The following is a 17,427-nucleotide window of genomic DNA, read 5'->3' as shown; positions in this document are numbered from 1 at the left end:
ATGCCCAGCAACTTCCGCATCATCGCCACCAGCGTCCTGTTCTTCATCATCTTCGGACCGCTGGTGCCGGCGCTCGAATTCACTCTTGCCACCCTGTTCACCAAGGGCCGCTTCGAGATCATGCCGGCGTTCTTCTTGGCCGCGATCTGTTTCGGCGCCCTGATCGCGGCGGCGCTCGGGCTGGCGCATGGCGTGCTGATGGCGATCGCGCTGCGCCTGGAATCGCTGCGCCGGCGCCTGGGCACGCAGCGTGCAAGGGTGGTGCTCGGCGCCGTGGCCTCGCTGCTGTGCGGCCTGGCGATGACGGCCGCCACGCTGTACATCGCGCGCAATTCCTATGGTTCGCTGCTGGGCGCAATGGACCCGAACAACCCGGACCCGTGGAAGATCATCCGCGCCTACATGGTGATCGAGCTGTTCATCCTGCCGGCGCTCGTGTGCGGCATCCTGTTCCAGCTGCTGCCGTGGCCGCGCAAGGTGATGCAGCGCGCGCTCGGCCAGGCTTGAGCATCCGATTTGTGACAGCGGTAGCGTGAGTCATATCGCTGTCATGTTTCCTCCCTATGCTGTCGATTTTTCATCCTTGGAAAACCGACAACCATGCCGCAACGCTTCGCCACCCCTTCCAAATTCCTCCCCATGCTGAGCGCCATCGCGCTGGCCTGCCTTCTTACCGCCTGCGGCGGCGACGATGACGAGGATCCGACCCCGACCACGCTGTCGATGGAAAAGATCGGCAGCTTCGATGGCGGCGCGGTCGGCGCGGCCGAGATCACGGCTTATGACGCGGCCAGCAAGCGCCTGTTCGTGGTCAACGGCGCGAACGGCACCGTGGACGTGCTGGACCTGGCCACGCCGTCTGCACCGAAGCGCGTCGGCACCATCAGCGTGAGCAGCATGGGCGCGGCCGTCAACAGCGTCGCCGTGCACGACGGCCTGGTGGCGCTGGCGATCGAAGCGTCGCCCAAGACCAGCCCGGGCACCGTGGCCTTCTACAACGCGGCCGACCTGAAGCTGGTCAACAGCGTGAAAGTAGGCGCGTTGCCCGACATGCTGGTGTTCACGCCGGACGGCAGCAAGGTGCTGGTGGCCAACGAAGGTGAGCCGAACAGCTACGGCCTGCCTGACTCGATCGATCCGGAAGGCTCGATCAGCATCATCACCGTCAACCGTGGTGGTACGCCGAGCGTCGCCACTGCCGACTTCAAGGGCTTCAACGGCCAGGAAGCGGCGCTGCGCGCGCAGGGCATCCGCATCTTTGGACCGGGCGCCAGCGCGGCCCAGGACTTCGAGCCGGAATACATCACCGTCAGCGACGACGGCCGCACCGCCTGGGCCACGCTGCAGGAAAACAATGCGATCGCCACCATCGACGTCGCCTCGGCCAAGATCACGTCGGTCAAGCCGCTTGGCTTCAAGAACCACAACGTGGCCGGCATGGGGATGGATGCATCGGACGAAGACGGCGGCACCAACACCAACAGCGGCACGCCGCTGGTGAAGATCGCGCCGCAGCCGGTGAAGGGCATGTACCTGCCGGACGCCATCGCCAGCTACAGCGTGGACGGCGTGCGCTACCTGATCACCGCGAATGAGGGCGACGCCCGCGCCGACTGGCCGGGCTTCAACGAAGAGACGCGCGTGCGCGCCCACTGCACGGCGGGCCTGGACCCGTCCGTGTTCCCGGACGCGGCCAACCTGATCCTCGATTCGAACCTGGGCCGCCTGCGCGTGACCACTTCGCCGAACGGCGCCAACACCGGCAAAAACGCGGCGGGACAATGCACCGAACTGTATTCGTTCGGCGGCCGCTCGTTCTCGATCTGGAACACCGACATCACCCGCGTCTACGATTCGGGCGACGAATTCGAACAGCGCACCAAGGCACTGCCGAACGTGAAGTTCAACGCCAGCAACGACAACAACGACCTCGATGGCCGTAGCGCCTCGAAAGGTCCGGAGCCGGAAGGCGTCGTGGTCGGCAAGTTCGGCAACAAAACCTATGCCTTCATCGGCCTGGAACGCGTGGGCGGGGTGATGGTGTACGACGTGACCAAGCCGACCGCGGCGTCGTTCGTGACTTACCTGAACACGCGCGATGGCGACAAGGGCGACCTGGGTCCGGAAGGCCTGACCCTGATCCCGGCCAACAAGTCGCCGAACAACAAGCCGCTGCTGGTGGTGGGCAATGAGGTGAGCGGTACGACGGCGATCATGCAGATCAACCTGAGCTTCCAGTAAGCGCCGTCCCAGGCGGCGTACCGGGTGCATGCCCGGACGCCGCCTTCCAACATCAGCTGCGCTTGCGCAGCATCTGCAGACCGAAGGCGGCGGCGACCACCGCTGCGCCGACCATCAAGCCTTTGTTGCTGCCGGACTTGCCGCCGACCCTGCTGCGCGGCTGGCGCTGGCCGCTGTACAAGCCATCGGCGCGCGGCGTCGGATCGTACAGTGCGCCTTCGGTGATCGGCACGCGCTTGGCCTTCTTCGACCATATGCTCAGGAAGCGGTTCATGCCGGCGGCGGCCAGGTGCGGCGTGGCGAACTCGCTCAACTTGAGCATACTGGCCGGCGCGCCCACGGCGGTGGTGGCACGCGGACGGCGCGCCAGGTCGACGACGGCATCTGCCACCGCTTCCGGCGCCAGCACGCCGGGCGGGAACTTCATGCGCGCGCCGGTGTAGTTGGCGGCGTGCTTGAAGCCGGGCGTGTCGACGAACAGCGGATACACGTCGCACACGTGGATGTGGCGCTTGTTGCCCACTTCGGCGCGCAGCGCTTCGCTGAAGCCGCGCAGGCCGAACTTGCTGGCCGAGTAGGCCGCAGCGTAAGGCGAAGCGACGAAGCCGCCGGCCGAGATCATGTTGACCCAGATGCCGTGGTCCTGCTCCAGGAAGATCGGCATCACCGCGTGCGCATCGTTCATGTGCGTGATCAGGTTGGTCTCGATGACGCGGTGATGGTCGGCCAGCGGCACGTCAGCATACTTGCCGACCACGCCCGCGCCGACGTTGCTGAACCACAGGTCGATCTCGCCCAGCGTACGGCGCGCGAACTTGGCGAACGACGCGACCGCGTCGGCGTCGGTGGCGTCGACCACCTTGATCTCGGCCGTGCCGCCGGCCTGGCGGCAGCGCCAGGCGACGTCTTCCAGGCCTTCCTTGCCGCGCGCGCCCAGTACCAGCTGCGCGCCCTGGCGGGCGAAGGCGATGGCGGTGGCGGCGCCGATGCCGCTCGATGCGCCCATGATCACGATGCGGCGTGTTGGATATTTCATGTTCATCCTTTCTGAAATGGTTGGGAATGTGCTTCCTTCTCAACGATTATTTCAGTATTTGGACAAGTCTAGTTTTCGTGTTCCGCGCGGAAACGTAGGGCCGGTTTCGGCAGGGCGACCAGACGGGTGCCGGCCAAGCGGTCATGCAGGAACTGGCGGTCGCGATCAAACAGGGCGGTGAGCGACCACGCTACGACACCGATCGCCAGCGCGATCGCGATCTCGCCCCTGGCATGCAGGCCGAACACGGCGCACACGATCAGTGCCGGTGCGAACCAGCCCCAGGCCAGCAGGTAGCGCGCGATCGCCGTGCTCCACGGCAGGCGTGCGTGGCCGGGTTTGACCACCTGGATGCGCCAGGTCTTCATCGCCAGCGTGTGGCCGGTATTGGTCCAGCTCCACGTGAAATAGGCGCCGGTGACGATGAACAGGAACAGTTTCAGGCCGGTCTGGAACGGTGCTTCCTGCCGGTTGCCGGTGGCCAGGATGTACAGCAGCACCGCCAGCATCTCGACGGCGAACAGCAGGAAGAATTCGTAGAGCATCGCCGTCAGGCGGCGCTTGAGTGTTGGCGTGGCGGGCGTGGGCGCGCCGGCTGCCGGCTGGCGGGCGTCGTGGAGGGCGGCCGGCTTAGTTGCTCGCATTCGCGGCCTGGGCTGCGGGAGAGGGGGCGGCGGCCGGAGCGGCCGGCGCGGGCGCCGGTGCAGTTGCCGGAGCGCCGGCAGCCGGTGGCGTGGCAGCGGTCGCGGCGGGCGCCGGTGCTGCCTCCGGCGCGCCGATCACGATGCATTCGGCGCCGCGGCGCGTGGTGTTCGGCGGGCACGGCATCGGCGTGATGATGGCCGGCGCTTCCGGCGGCAGCGCCACCGGCGCCGGCTTGCGTGCGGCAGCGGCGCGCGCCAGGTTGCGCTTCTCGTCGGCCGACAATTGCTTGTAGTTTTCCCAGTCGGCGGACTTGTCGCCCGCCAGCCGGTTGGTCTTGCTGAAGTTTTCGCGCGCGCGTTCGCGCTGTTCCGGCGTCAGGCGCATCCACTGGCGCATGCGTTCGTGCACGCGCTGCTGCTCGGATGGCGGCATCGAAGCAAACTTGGCGGACATCTCGATCCACTTGCGCTTGCGCAGTCCTTCCATCCGGTCCCACTGCGGCTCGAGCGGAGCCAGCGCCACCTGCTGGCTGCTGCTCAGGTCGCGCCACAGGGGCTTGTCGAGGGTCTTGGGCAGCGCACGCGCATTGCTGGCGGCGTCGGCCACGGTCGGCAGTACGGCCGGCGTATCGAAGCGCTCGACGATCACCCAGGCGATGGCGCCGGCGGCCAGCACGCCGGCCACCGTCCGCAACACGGGAAAGCGGGACTTCGACACGGTCTTCTTGGTCATTGCCGGCGCTGCTGCGACTCCAGGTAGGCGTTGAAGCCGGGATCGAGGTAGGCGGTCAGCGGCAGTTCGTCGGCCAGTACGGCGGCGTCGAGTTCGGCCAGTTCGGCAATCTGTTGCTGCTGCTCGTGCTGGTACACGCCGCCGAAGCCGATCACCAGCGCCAGCAGCGGCACCGCGATCGCCAGGCGCGACGTTGCCGGGCCGCTGAGCAGGGCGCTACAACGGGTGGCAATGCGGGCCGCCATGCCGGCCAGGCCGGTCCTGCGCACCGGTTCCGGCTTCTTGCGCGCGAGCGCGGCCGCGCGCGCGGCGGCCAGCCGGTCAGTGGTCGAGGCCGGCAGCGTGTCGAGCTGTTCGTCCAGCGCGTGGCGGATCTTGTACGCCAGGTTGATGTCGTCAGTGTTCATAATGTGATTCCCTTGGCCTTGAGCGCTTCGGCGAGGGCGTGGGTGGCTCGCGAGCAATGTGTTTTGACGCTGCCCTCGGAGCATCCCATCGCTTCGGCCGTCTCGGCCACGTCCATATCCTGCCAGTAACGCATGAGGAAGGCTTCCCGTTGACGCGCGGGGAGCTTTTGTACTTCTTCGTCGATCACGCGCAAGGTTTGTGCGCGCTCAAGCTGATCCGCGGTCGATTCTGCGGCGGCCGAACCTTCCTCGGCCTCGTATGAGGCAAGTATATCAAAGTCGTTATCCTCATCCTCGCCGCGGCGGAAGCCCGAAAACAGGCTGACCCAGGTGTTGCGCACCTTTTCGCGGCGGAAGTAGTCGAGGATGGTGGTCTGCAGGATGCGCTGGAACAGCATCGGCAGTTCAGCGGCCGGCTTGTCGCCATATTTCTCGGCCAGCTTGATCATGGCGTCCTGCACGATGTCCAGTGCCGACTCGTCCTTGCGCACCGCATACACCGCCTGCTTGAACGCGCGCCGTTCGACATTCGCCAGGAAGTCGTTGAGTTCTTTGTCTGTGGCCATGCGGTTGAGGGAAGCGCGCGTTTCGTGCTTTAAGGAAAACTGTCGAATCGTAGCAAAAAACGCCGGGGGCTGCACCGGAATCGCTCAGGCACTGCCGAACCGGTCCGCAAGGAGGGCGCTGCAAAAAGCGCATGACGATAGGCGAATTCGTTCGTTTCCAAGGCCGCGGGGCGTGGGTACTCTGCCAACACGACCATAGCCAGACTGCCACCATGCCTCTCGATTCGATCCACCAGGATTTCGACATCCAGCCTTTCGCCGGCGCCGCGCTCGGCGCCGAAGTGCTCGGCCTCGACCTGTCGCGCCCGCTCGGCGGCGACGACTTCCGGCGCCTGCACCAGGCCCACCTCGACCACCACGTGCTGGTGTTCCGCGACCAACGCATTACGCCGGCCCAGCAGGTGGAATTCAGCCGCCGCTTCGGCGAGCTGCAGATTCACGTGCTGCGCCAGTTTCAGCTGCCCGAGCAGCCCGAAGTGCTGATCATCTCGAATATCCGCGAGAACGGCGAGCCGATCGGCCTGGGCGACGCCGGCCATCTGTGGCATTCCGACCTGTCCTATAAAGAAACGCCGAGCCTGGGTTCGATGCTGCACGCCCAGGAATTGCCGAGTGAGGGCGGTGACACGCTGTTCGCCAACCAGCACACGGCCTACGATACGCTGCCCGACGACCTCAAGCAGGAAATCGACAGCCTGCTGGCCGAGCACTGGTACCTGGCGCGCTATGAGTACCTGCGCCAGCGCAACCCGTGGCGCCCGAAACTGACCCAGGCCCAGATCGACGAAGTCAAACCGGTACGCCAACCGGTGGTACGCACCCACCCCGAGACCGGGCGCCGCGCGCTGTTCGTTAGCGAGCATTTCACGACCCGCATTCTCGGCGTGCCGGAGGCGCGCAGCCGCGAACTGCTCGACGCGCTGTTCCAGCACAGCACCCGTCCCGAGTTCATCTACCGTCACCAATGGAAGCCGCACGACATGGTGTTCTGGGACAACCGCTCGCTGATGCACCTGGCGGCCGGCTGCCCGGACCATTTGCGCCGCAAGCTGTACCGCACCACGATCGCGGGCGACGTGCCATTCTGACCAAGGGACTCTATGACCACCATTAAGAAATTGGCCGCCATCGGCGCGGCGCTGGCGCTCGCGTTTTCGTCGAGCGCGCAGGCCGAAGGCAAGATCCGCATCGCCGAGCAGTTCGGCATCGTCTACCTGCTGCTGAACGTTGCGCAGGACCAGAAGCTGATCGAAAAACACGGCAAGAAGCAGGGCGTCGATATCGACGTCGACTGGGTTAAATTGTCCGGTGGCGCGGTGATCAACGATGCTCTGCTGTCCGGCTCGATCGACATCGCCGGGGCTGGCGTCGGACCGCTGATGACGATCTGGGACCGCACCAAGGGACGGCAGAACGTGCGCGGCGTGGCCTCACTGGGCAGCTTCCCCTACTACCTGGTCAGTACCAATCTAGCGGTGAAGAGCATTGCCGACTTCGGGCCCAAGGACCGTATCGCGCTGCCGGCGGTGACGGTGTCGGTGCAGGCGCGCATCCTGCAGATGGCGGCCGCCAAGCAGTGGGGCGTGGCGCAGTTCAAGAAGCTTGATCCGATCACCCAGACCGTGCCGCATCCCGATGCTGCCGCCGCGCTAATTGCCGGCAAGACCGAGCTGAACGGGCACTTCGGCGGGCCGCCGTTTCAGGAGCAGGAACTGGCCGGCAACCCCAACGCGCACGTCGTGCTCGATTCCTATGAAGTGTTGGGTGGGCCGGCATCAAGCACGGTGCTGTATGCGACCGAAAAGTATGTGAAAGAGAATCCAAAGACCTATCGCGCCTTCCTCGACGCGCTGGTGGAAGCGGCGCAGATCGTTGCCGCTAATCCGGAAAGCGCGACCGACAGCTATCTGCGCGTGAACAAGGGCAATACCGACCGCGCGCTGCTGCTGAAGATTATCAAGGATCCGAAGGTGCAGTTCCGGGTGGCGCCGCAGAACACGCTGGGCCTGGCCCAGTTCCTGCACCAGGTGGGCGCGATCCGCAACAAGCCGGCCAGCTGGAAAGATTATTTCTTCGTCCATCCCGCCATCGCTTCGGGGAGCTGATCATGAGTCCGGTGTTGACCCCATTGAACCTGGTGCCGAACGAACCGTTGTTGCGCGCCGAGCATGTGACGCTGGAATACGCAAGCGAGCGCGGCGTGGTGCGGGCGCTGGACGATGCCAGCTTCGAAGTCTGGCGCGGCGACCGCTTCGTGCTGCTGGGGCCGTCGGGCTGCGGCAAGTCGACGCTGTTGAAAGCCGTCGGTGGCTTCATTCAGCCGCGCGCCGGCAGTCTGAGCCTGGCCGGCAAGCCGATTACCGGGCCGGGACCGGACCGCATCGCCGTGTTCCAGGAATTCGACCAGCTGCCGCCGTGGAAGACGGTGAAGCAGAACGTGATGTTTCCGATGCTGGCGAGCGGAATCAAGCGGACCGACGCGGACCAGCGCGCCCGCCACTGGCTGGGCAAGGTCGGGCTGGCACGTTTTGCCGACGCGTATCCGCATACGCTGTCGGGCGGCATGAAGGCGCGCGTGGCGATCGCCCGCGCGCTGGCGATGCAGCCGTCGGTGCTGCTGATGGACGAGCCGTTCGCCGCGCTCGACGCGCTGACCCGGCGCAGCATGCAGGAAGAGCTGCAATCGCTGTGGGATGAAATCGGCTTCACGATGCTGTTCGTGACCCATTCGATCGAGGAGGCGCTGGTGGTGGGCAACCGCATTTTGCTGCTGTCGCCGCATCCGGGGCGGGTGCGGGCGGAACTCAATAGTCAGCAGTTCAGTTTGAGCAGCGCCGGTAGCCAGGAGTTTCAGGCGGCGACCCAGCGTATCCATGACCTGCTGTTCGGCACTGAGCAGGCGCAGCCGGCGGTCGAGCCTGTCGCGGCGGTGCTGCCATGACGGCGCTGCGTGAACCGCCGATCCGGCCTGAATACGTATTGCCGTTGCGTCCGGTTGCCGGCGCCGGCGCCATTCAGACCGCGAACGGCGTACGACCGCGCTCGTCGCCGTTGAACAATCTGGGCTGGTTGCGCAAGCCGGCCATCCTGCTCGTGATCGCCGTGCTGTGGGAAGCGGCGGCGCGCTGGTTCGGCAACGATCTGCTGCTGCCTGGTGCGTGGCAGACCGCGCAGGCCTTCGTCGAAGGAGTGCGTTCAGGCGAATTGGTCGGGTTCGTGGCGGTGTCGCTGGCGGTGCTGACTCAGGGCTTCCTGCTCGGCGTGGGCGCATCGTTCCTGCTGACCTGGCTCGCGGTGTCGAGCCGGCTCGGGCGCGAGCTGATCGATACGCTAACGTCGATGTTCAATCCACTGCCAGCGATCGCGCTGCTGCCGCTGGCGCTGCTGTGGTTCGGGCTGGGTAAGGGCAGTCTGCTGATGGTGCTGGTGCACTCGGTGGTGTGGCCACTGACGCTCAACGCCAGTGCGGGTTTCCGCGCCGTGCCCGAGACGCTGCGCATGGCTGGCCGCAACTATGGGCTCGGTGGATTGCGGATGGTGTTGCAGATCCTGATCCCGGCGGCACTGCCGTCGATCCTGTCGGGGCTGAAGATCGGCTGGGCGTTTGCCTGGCGCACGCTGATTGCGGCCGAACTGGTGTTCGGCAGTACCTCGGGTCAGGGCGGGCTGGGGTGGTATATCTTCCAGAGCCGCAATGAGCTGTTCACCGACAAGGTGTTCGCTGGGCTGGCGACCGTGATCCTGATTGGCTTGGCGATCGAGCACTTCGTGTTCCAGACGCTGGAGCGGGTGACGGTGCGGCGCTGGGGCATGCAGCGCTGATATTGCAAGGTTGGCGGCGGAGCAGCCAACCTTGCCAGAGCAAAAAACACGCAGATTACCGACACGCAGCCAAATTTGTTGCACCAATTTTGGGCTTGCGGCGATTTATATCTTTCCTTCTTGACCAAAATGGTGCGGCGCGGTATGGTGTTCCCCACGCTTTGCACCCCCAAGGCAACCACGTCATCTGGACCCGGCACACAAGGCCTGGCCCGGTTGTGACACGCTTTCATTTGTAGGCAGTTTGCTCCGACCCGCGCCACAAGCGCGAGAGATGCGACCGTCCACTACAAACACTCACGCTGAACGAGTTGCGCCCAGCGCCAGTGCGTAAGGACCCTACGGCGTCCTGAAACATTGACGTGCACGCAGAAAGAAGGGAAGCCTGAGGGGTGGTAGTGCACGACGCATATCGTTAGGAACGGGCATCCGATCAATCTCCCTCTGGGTCTTGAAAGGAATGAACATGAGTAACGATTCAGCCGTCCCCATCACGGGCGCTGAAATAGTGGTGCGTTGTCTCGCGGAAGAGGGCGTCAAGCACGTCTTCGGTTATCCGGGCGGCGCGGTCCTCTATATCTACGACGCCATCTTTAATCAGGATAAATTCCAGCACGTCCTGGTCCGCCACGAACAGGCCGCGGTGCATGCCGCCGACGCTTATTCGCGCAGCTCGCAAACCGTCGGCGTCGCCATCGTCACGTCCGGTCCGGGCGTCACCAATGCCGTCACGGGTCTGTCCACCGCCTATATGGATTCAGTGCCGATGGTCGTGATCTCGGGCCAGGTGCCGAGCCACGCGATCGGTCAGGATGCGTTCCAGGAATGCGACACCGTCGGCATCACCCGCCCCGTGGTCAAGCACAACTTCCTGGTCAAGGACGTGCGCGAACTGGCATCGACCATCAAGAAGGCCTTCTTCATCGCCCGCACCGGCCGTCCCGGTCCCGTGCTGGTCGATATCCCGAAGGACATCACGGTCAACAAGTGCCTGTACGAATACCCGCGCGAGATCGAGATGCGCTCGTATCGCCCGGTGGACAAGGGCCATGCCGGCCAGATCCGCAAGGCGGTGGCGCTGCTGCAGAACGCCGAGCGGCCGATGATCTATGCCGGCGGCGGCGTGATCCTAGCCAATGCCTCGAACGAGCTCAACCGCATGGTCGACAAGCTCGGCTTCCCGATCACGAATACGCTGATGGGCCTGGGCGCCTCGCGTTCGTCGAGCCCGCACTTCGTCGGCATGCCCGGCATGCACGGGACCTATGAAGCGAACATGGCGATGCAGCACTGCGACGTCCTGATCGCCATCGGCGCCCGTTTCGACGACCGCGTGATCGGCAACCCGAAGCACTTCGCTTCGCATCCACGCAAGATCATCCACATCGACATCGACCCGTCGTCGATCTCCAAGCGCGTCAAAGTCGACATCCCGATCGTCGGCAACGTCAAGGATGTGCTGGTCGAACTGCTGTCGCAGCTGGAAGCCGGCAACGTGCAGCCGAACGCACAAGCGCTGCAAGGCTGGTGGAAGCAGATCGACGAATGGCGCGGCCGCGACTGTCTTAAATACGCCGGTTCCGACACGCTGATTAAGCCGCAATCCGTGATCGAGCAATTGCACCGCGTGACCGACGGCGACGCCTTCATCACTTCGGACGTCGGCCAGCACCAGATGTGGGCGGCCCAGTACTACCCGTTCGACAAGCCGCGGCGCTGGATCAATTCCGGCGGCCTGGGGACGATGGGCGTCGGCCTGCCGTTCGCGATGGGCGTGCAGATGGCCAATCCGGATGCGACGGTTGCCTGCGTTACCGGCGAAGGCTCGATCCAGATGTGCATCCAGGAGCTGGCCACCTGCAAGCAGTATCACCTGACGCCGAAGATCATCCTCCTGAACAACCGCTTCCTGGGCATGGTGCGCCAGTGGCAGCAGATCGACTACGGCTCGCGCTACTCGGAGTCGTACATGGATTCGCTGCCGGACTTCGAAAAGCTGGCCGAGGCCTATGGCCACGTCGGCATGCGCATCGAAAAGCCGGGCGATGTCGAGGGCTCGCTGCGCGAAGCCTTCGCCATGAAGGACCGCCTGGTGTTCATGAACTTCATCACCGACCAGAGCGAGAACGTGTGGCCGATGGTCAAGGCGGGCCGTGGCCTGAATGAAATGCTGCTCGGTTCGGAGGATCTGTGATGCGCCATATCATCTCTGTCCTCATCGAAAACGAAGCCGGCGCGCTGTCGCGCGTGGTCGGCCTGTTCTCGGCGCGCGGCTACAACATCGAAACGCTGACGGTGGCCCCGACCGAAGACGCGACCCTGTCGCGCATGACGATCGTCACCTCCGGCTCGGACGACATCATCGAGCAGATCACCAAGCACCTGAACCGCCTGATCGAGGTGGTGAAAGTGGTGGACCTGACCGAAGGCCAGCACATCGAGCGCGAGCTCATGCTGATTAAGGTGCGCGCCGTGGGCAAAGAACGTGAAGAAATGAAGCGCACCGCCGACATCTTCCGCGGCCGCATCATCGACGTCACCGAAAAGACCTACACGATCGAGCTGACCGGCGCCAAATCGAAACTCGATGCTTTCATCGATTCGATCGACCGCGCCTCGATCCTGGAAACGGTCCGCACCGGCGGCTCCGGCATCGGCCGCGGCGAACGCATCCTGAAAGTCTGACCGGCACCACAAAAATTAATTGGACGTAGGATTGGCCTAGGCGGCCCCGCACTCTGCCGCCGACGCGTTACGCCCGCACACCATAACGATACTCAAATCACAGGACACCCAAAATGAAAGTTTTCTACGACAAAGACTGCGACCTCTCCCTCATCAAAGGCAAGAACGTCGCCATCATCGGTTACGGCTCGCAAGGCCACGCCCACGCCCAGAACCTGAGCGAATCGGGCGTCAACGTCACCGTCGGCCTGCGCCGCGGCGGCGCCTCCTGGGGCAAGGTCGAGCAGGCCGGCCTGAAGGTCGCCGAAGTCGACGAAGCGGTGAAAGCCGCCGACGTCATCATGATCCTGCTGCCTGACGAAAACATCGCCGAAGTCTACAAGCAGAACGTCGAACCGAACGCCAAGCAGGGCGCGGTGCTGGCCTTCGCCCACGGCTTCAACGTGCACTACGGCCAGGTGGTCCCACGCGCCGACCTCGACGTGATCATGGTCGCCCCGAAAGCGCCGGGCCACACCGTGCGCGGCACCTACACCCAGGGTGGCGGCGTGCCGCACCTGGTCGCCGTGTACCAGGATAAATCCGGTGCGGCGCGCGACATCGCGCTGTCGTACGCCATGGCCAACGGCGGCGGCCGTGCCGGCATCATCGAAACCAACTTCCGTGAAGAAACCGAAACCGACCTGTTCGGCGAGCAGGCCGTGCTGTGCGGCGGCGCGGTCGAGCTGATCAAGGCTGGCTTCGAGACCCTGACCGAAGCCGGCTACGCGCCGGAAATGGCCTACTTCGAGTGCCTGCACGAACTCAAGCTGATCGTCGACCTGATCTACGAAGGCGGCATCGCCAACATGAACTACTCGATCTCGAACAACGCAGAGTATGGCGAATACGTGACCGGCCCACGCGTGGTCACCGCGCAGACCAAGGAAGCGATGCGCCAGTGCCTGAAGGACATCCAGACCGGCGAATACGCCAAGAGCTTCATCCTGGAAAACAAGGCCGGCGCCCCGACCCTGATCTCGCGCCGCCGCCTGACGGCCGAGCACCCGATCGAAGAAGTCGGCGCCAAGCTGCGCGGCATGATGCCGTGGATTGCGAAGAACAAGCTGGTGGATCAGTCGAAGAACTAAGGTTTTCTGCTGGCCGCGTTGTGCTCACGCGGCCAGCATTATCCTTCCTGAAACCGTCGTCTCCGCGTGTGCGGAACGACGGTTTTATCGTTAACCGTCATGGCGACAATTCGAGACACCCATTTCAAAAGCTACTTATTTGCAACTGTCCATTACAAATTCCCGATAGAAGCCCCGAGGGCGCTATCGTATAAACCAAGTCAGACATTCGTCGCAACTTACTTGGAGAATAATAAATGGCCTTCGCAAAACCCCTTGTCGCCGCAGCCCTGGTTCTGGCCTTCAGCGCCGCCCACGCCCAGACCGCCCAGACCACCCCGTCGCCATCCACCGCAGGCACCCTGGTCGTGGTCCCGGCCTTTGGCGAAGTGAAACACGCCAACGACCAGGCCACCGTCATCTTCGCCGTCGAAGAGCACGCCAAGGACAAGAACACTGCCGCCGACCGCGTCAACCGCAAGATGAAAGAGGGCACCGAGATCGTGCGCCGCGCCGATCCCAAGGCCGAGCTGAAAACCCAGGGCTACTACACCTACCCGGTCTACCCGGAAGTGCCGCCGATGCCGCAGCCAACCGCGCGTGGTGCAACCCAGCCGCAGGAACCGCCGGTGCCGATCGCATGGCGCGTCGGCCAGTACCTCGAAGTGAAGACCACCAACCTGACCGCGCTGCCGAAGACCGCTGCCGCTGCCCAGAAAGTTCTGCAGATCAACAACGTCAACTTCGGCCTGAGCCCGGAGCTGGAAAAGCGCCTGGACGACCAGCGCATCGCCGCCACCTATAAAAACCTGAACGAGCGCATCGTCTCGATCGCGCGTGCCATGGGCCGCCAGCCGGGCGAAGCCGTGCTCGACACGGTCGACTTCGAAGGCTCGGGCAACTACGCGGGCGACGCCCAGGCCGCGCCGGCCATGATGCGCATGAGCGCCAAGCGCGAGAATGCCGACCAGATGAGCGAACCGAGCTTCGAACCGGGCGAAACCACGCTGCAGATGCGCCTGGTGGGCAAGGTCAAGTTCAAGTAAGGTCACTGACGAGTTCAAGTAAGCGCCACCGCTTCGCCAGTCGCGCTAGGGTATTGGTTAGCTAACAATTGCCCTCGCCTCTATAATGGGGGCACCTGCCCGGCGGGGGAATGTCCCCAGGGCGCTTTACTTGAATGTGACTGCTTATGCCAACCTTTCCACGAAGAAGAACACCAGGGGCACCGAAGACGCCACGCTTTGCCCGCCTGAAGCGATTCGGGCGGCGCGCCGAAGACCGCCAGCGCGGCCGCGGCATCTATTTGCTGCCGAACGCCTTCACCACCGGCGCACTGTTCTGCGGTTTCTACGCCATCGTCATGGCCATGAACCAGCGCTTCGAGCACGCCTGCTGGGCCGTGTTCATCGCCATGGTGCTCGACGGCCTGGACGGGCGCATCGCGCGCCTGACCAATACCCAGTCCGAATTCGGCGCCCAGTACGACAGCCTGTCCGACATGGTCTCGTTCGGCGCCGCGCCGGCGCTGGTGATCTATGAATGGTCGCTGCGCGGCCTCGGCAAGCTGGGCTGGATCGCGGCCTTCATCTACTGCGCCGGCGCCGCGCTGCGCCTGGCTCGCTTCAACACCAATATCGAAGTGGTCGACAAGCGCTTCTTCCAGGGCTTGCCGAGCCCGGCTGCGGCGGCACTGGTGGTCGGCTTCATCATGATGATGACCGACCCCGATATCAGCGTCAGCGCGCGCAAGGTCGACTGGGTGTCCTGGTGTATCGCGGTGTTCGCCGGCCTGACGATGGTCTCGAACGTGCCGTTCTACAGCTTCAAGGACGTCAACTTCAAGAAGTCGGTGCCGTTCATCGCGGTGTTCCTGATCGCGCTGGTGCTGGCGCTGCTGGCGATCGACCCGCCCAAGGTGCTGTGGCCGATCTTCGTGATCTATGGCTTGTCCGGCTATGCCGTGTATGTCTGGCAGAAGGCGAAGGGCAAGCGCGTGAGCATCATCCCGATGGACGAAGACGGCGACGTACGCCGCTGAGACGCGTTCATCATCCCGTGCGCCGCGAGAATAATGTCTGCTCGCGGCGCCCGCCGGGCCCCCGTTCTTTCATCTCTACAAAAATTTCTCTGGCTCAAGTGCGCTATGACTTGGTCCGGCCCGATATACTCAGGGCGTGACCAGCTTCCGATCGTACCCGATGAGAACGTTCCACCGCGCAGCCAGCGCCGCAACCGTCCTGTTCCTGACCGCCATGCTAGCTGGCCTTGTGGCCGGTTGCTCGCCGCTGTCGCTGGTCAACGCCGTCTCGCCGAGCGGCGCCGACCGCTCGGTGACCAGCGCCGCCTACGGCGCCAATCCGCGCTACACGCTCGACATCTACCGTCCCGAAAGCGGCGCCGACAGCGCGCCGGTGATCGTGTTCTTCTACGGCGGCAACTGGGTCAGCGGGGAGCGCAAGGATTACGCTTTCGTCGGCCATGCGCTGGCGGCGCGCGGCTTCGTGGTGGTGATTCCCGACTACCGCCTGTATCCGCAGGTGCGCTATCCCGATTTCCTCGACGACAGTGCGCGCGCCGTGGCCTGGACCGAGCGCAAGATCGCGGCCTACGGCGGCGACCCGAAACGTATCTTCCTGATGGGCCATAGCGCCGGCGCCTATAACGCGGCGATGCTGGCGCTGGATCCGCGCTGGCTGCGGCGCCAGGGCGGCGACCCGCAACGCCTGCGCGGCTGGATCGGCATGGCGGGGCCGTATAACTTCTTGCCGGTGCAGAACCCGACCACGCGTCCGGTGTTCAACTATCCCGATACGCCGGCCGACTCGCAGCCGCTGGCGCACGTGCACAGGGGCGCGCCGCCCGCGCTGCTGATCGCGGCCAACAAGGACGACCTGGTCGATCCCGAGCGCAATACCGGCGTGCTGGGCGACCGCCTGCGCGCCGCGAGGGTGCCGGTGCGTGAGGTCTATTACGACCGCGTCAACCACAATACGCTGGTGGCGACCCTGTCCCAGACCTTGCGCCGCCTGGCGCCGAGCCTGGAAGCGGTGGAAGACTTCGTGCACAGCGACGGTGGACGCACAACGGCCGCCACGGCGGTCAAGCGCTGAGCGGGCAGTGCGCCCGGGGCAGGACCATCACCAGCCGAAGCGGTCGCGCGGCTCGTACATCGGATCCGGCCCGTTGAGCATCTGGCGCACCACGCCTTGCCCGTCGAAGTGCACGTGCATCAGCGAATTCCAGACCCCGGCTTCCTTGTAGCGGTACGACCAGACCTCGTAATTGTTCATCGCTACCCGCGAACGCTCGGCCGGGCGGCCGACCGTGCGCAGCACGTCGGCGTGCGTCGCCTGGTCGATCTTGATGGTCGCGAACTTCTCGCCGGTCAGCACCTGCTCGTAGGTCAGCAGCCGCCCGTCGGCGCCGAGGCGCGCCATATAGGTGTACTGGCCCATCGGCCCGGTCGCGTACTCGAGCACGCGCACGTCGCCATCCTGGTAGACACCGGTCGGCGTGCCCATCTTGGCCTGCACCACCTCGGCCGGATCGCCGGGATCGGGCGCCTGGCGCATCACCCCGGCGCAGCCGGACAGGAGCAGGGCGGCCATCAGCATTGCAATCTTGTTCATATTATTCATGTGCTTATCCGTGACAGTGTTGCCAGCATAGCCAAAAAACCATGAATCGCCGCGCCCGCGATGCTAAATACTGGCTCGCGCCCGCTTTTTGCCCTATACTTGCCGGTCTGTCGAATTTTGGCAGCCAATTCAATCAATCACGGTGCGCTGGGTTGCGACTCTTGCACCGCATGTGAAAGGTAATATCATGACCGTAGAAAACATCAACAAAGCCGCGATCATCGCGGACAATGCACGTGGCCAGAACGACACCGGCTCGCCGGAAGTGCAAGTTGCACTGCTGACCGCACGCATCAACGAACTGAACGGCCACTTCAAGGCCCACCAGAAGGACCACCACTCGCGTCGCGGTCTGATCATGATGGTCAACCGTCGTAAGAGCCTGCTGGCTTACCTGAAGAACAAAGACCTGAACCGTTACCGCGACCTGATCGCCAAGCTGGGTCTGCGTAAGTAATCATTGCGCCAGACGGTTTAGTCACGAAAATGCCTGCGCCAGTTCACTGACGCGGGCATTTTTGTTTTCTACCGTCTCACGCGGCA

General features: G+C 64.2%; 19 protein-coding genes. 13 read left to right on the top strand and 6 right to left on the bottom strand.

The genetic code is table 11. The features are described from left to right. Window positions 1–507, top strand: a complete 507-nt coding sequence (locus tag RTQ83_RS02555) for a hypothetical protein (protein WP_312511055.1) — start codon at window positions 1–3, stop codon at window positions 505–507. Window positions 508–600: 93 nt separating this feature from the next. Beyond that, entirely contained in the window at window positions 601–2,241 is a 1,641-nt protein-coding gene (locus RTQ83_RS02550) for a choice-of-anchor I family protein (protein ID WP_312511054.1), read from the top strand. Between the two features lie 52 nt (window positions 2,242–2,293). Here RTQ83_RS02550 and RTQ83_RS02545 read toward each other — a convergent pair whose 3' ends face one another. The 5 genes from RTQ83_RS02545 to RTQ83_RS02525 form a co-directional block, all read right to left on the bottom strand. After that, window positions 2,294–3,277 (bottom strand): SDR family oxidoreductase, encoded by a 984-nt coding sequence (locus RTQ83_RS02545; RefSeq protein WP_312511052.1) that lies wholly within the window; start codon window positions 3,275–3,277, stop codon window positions 2,294–2,296. A 68-nt stretch (window positions 3,278–3,345) separates the two neighbouring features. Further along, window positions 3,346–3,921, bottom strand: a complete 576-nt coding sequence (locus tag RTQ83_RS02540) for an RDD family protein (RefSeq protein WP_312511051.1) — start codon at window positions 3,919–3,921, stop codon at window positions 3,346–3,348. After that, a complete protein-coding gene (locus tag RTQ83_RS02535) occupies window positions 3,908–4,654 on the bottom strand; it encodes a DUF3106 domain-containing protein (RefSeq protein ID WP_312511050.1) in 747 nt (248 codons plus the stop codon). The genes RTQ83_RS02540 and RTQ83_RS02535 overlap by 14 nt, the downstream gene beginning before the upstream one ends. Next, entirely contained in the window at window positions 4,651–5,061 is a 411-nt protein-coding gene (locus RTQ83_RS02530) for a DUF3619 family protein (protein ID WP_312511048.1), read from the bottom strand. Before RTQ83_RS02530 ends, RTQ83_RS02535 begins: the two co-directional genes overlap by 4 nt. Beyond that, window positions 5,058–5,627 (bottom strand): RNA polymerase sigma factor, encoded by a 570-nt coding sequence (locus tag RTQ83_RS02525; protein ID WP_312511047.1) that lies wholly within the window; start codon window positions 5,625–5,627, stop codon window positions 5,058–5,060. The genes RTQ83_RS02530 and RTQ83_RS02525 overlap by 4 nt, the downstream gene beginning before the upstream one ends. A gap of 212 nt (window positions 5,628–5,839) precedes the next feature. Between RTQ83_RS02525 and RTQ83_RS02520 the strand changes: the two genes are divergently transcribed. The 10 genes from RTQ83_RS02520 (at window position 5,840) to RTQ83_RS02475 (ending at window position 16,356) form a co-directional block, all read left to right on the top strand. Then, window positions 5,840–6,715, top strand: coding sequence for a TauD/TfdA family dioxygenase (locus tag RTQ83_RS02520; protein ID WP_312511045.1), 876 nt, complete (start codon window positions 5,840–5,842; stop codon window positions 6,713–6,715). Between the two features lie 12 nt (window positions 6,716–6,727). After that, entirely contained in the window at window positions 6,728–7,732 is a 1,005-nt protein-coding gene (locus RTQ83_RS02515) for an ABC transporter substrate-binding protein (protein WP_312511044.1), read from the top strand. A gap of 2 nt (window positions 7,733–7,734) precedes the next feature. Continuing rightward, window positions 7,735–8,568, top strand: a complete 834-nt coding sequence (locus RTQ83_RS02510; RefSeq protein ID WP_312511043.1) for an ABC transporter ATP-binding protein — start codon at window positions 7,735–7,737, stop codon at window positions 8,566–8,568. Next, window positions 8,565–9,449: an ABC transporter permease gene (locus tag RTQ83_RS02505; protein ID WP_312511042.1), complete on the top strand. Its 885-nt coding sequence runs from the start codon at window positions 8,565–8,567 to the stop codon at window positions 9,447–9,449. Before RTQ83_RS02510 ends, RTQ83_RS02505 begins: the two co-directional genes overlap by 4 nt. A gap of 466 nt (window positions 9,450–9,915) precedes the next feature. Then, a complete protein-coding gene (locus RTQ83_RS02500; RefSeq protein WP_312511040.1) occupies window positions 9,916–11,643 on the top strand; it encodes an acetolactate synthase 3 catalytic subunit in 1,728 nt (575 codons plus the stop codon). After that, entirely contained in the window at window positions 11,643–12,134 is a 492-nt protein-coding gene (ilvN, locus tag RTQ83_RS02495; protein WP_137171388.1) for an acetolactate synthase small subunit, read from the top strand. The genes RTQ83_RS02500 and ilvN overlap by 1 nt, the downstream gene beginning before the upstream one ends. 113 nt (window positions 12,135–12,247) lie before the next feature. Further along, a complete protein-coding gene (gene ilvC, locus RTQ83_RS02490; protein ID WP_312511037.1) occupies window positions 12,248–13,264 on the top strand; it encodes a ketol-acid reductoisomerase in 1,017 nt (338 codons plus the stop codon). A 236-nt stretch (window positions 13,265–13,500) separates the two neighbouring features. Further along, window positions 13,501–14,289 carry an SIMPL domain-containing protein gene (locus RTQ83_RS02485; protein ID WP_312511036.1) on the top strand — a complete coding sequence of 263 codons (789 nt, stop codon included), beginning with the start codon at window positions 13,501–13,503 and terminating at the stop codon, window positions 14,287–14,289. A 146-nt stretch (window positions 14,290–14,435) separates the two neighbouring features. Continuing rightward, complete coding sequence (pssA, locus tag RTQ83_RS02480) at window positions 14,436–15,284, top strand: CDP-diacylglycerol--serine O-phosphatidyltransferase (RefSeq protein WP_312511034.1); 849 nt, start codon at window positions 14,436–14,438, stop codon at window positions 15,282–15,284. Window positions 15,285–15,444: 160 nt separating this feature from the next. After that, window positions 15,445–16,356 carry an alpha/beta hydrolase gene (locus RTQ83_RS02475; RefSeq protein WP_312511032.1) on the top strand — a complete coding sequence of 304 codons (912 nt, stop codon included), beginning with the start codon at window positions 15,445–15,447 and terminating at the stop codon, window positions 16,354–16,356. Window positions 16,357–16,383: 27 nt separating this feature from the next. Here the strand turns inward: RTQ83_RS02475 and RTQ83_RS02470 are convergent, their stop codons facing one another. Continuing rightward, a complete protein-coding gene (locus tag RTQ83_RS02470; RefSeq protein WP_312511031.1) occupies window positions 16,384–16,884 on the bottom strand; it encodes a hypothetical protein in 501 nt (166 codons plus the stop codon). 187 nt (window positions 16,885–17,071) lie between these two features. Here RTQ83_RS02470 and rpsO point away from each other — a divergent pair, with 187 nt between their 5' ends. After that, window positions 17,072–17,341: a 30S ribosomal protein S15 gene (gene rpsO, locus RTQ83_RS02465; protein ID WP_312511030.1), complete on the top strand. Its 270-nt coding sequence runs from the start codon at window positions 17,072–17,074 to the stop codon at window positions 17,339–17,341. The last annotated feature ends 86 nt before the right edge of the window (window positions 17,342–17,427 follow it).

Source organism: Massilia sp., assembly GCF_031995545.1.
Classification (GTDB): Bacteria; Pseudomonadota; Gammaproteobacteria; order Burkholderiales; family Burkholderiaceae_D; genus Telluria.
This window is presented reverse-complemented; position numbering and strand designations above follow the sequence as displayed.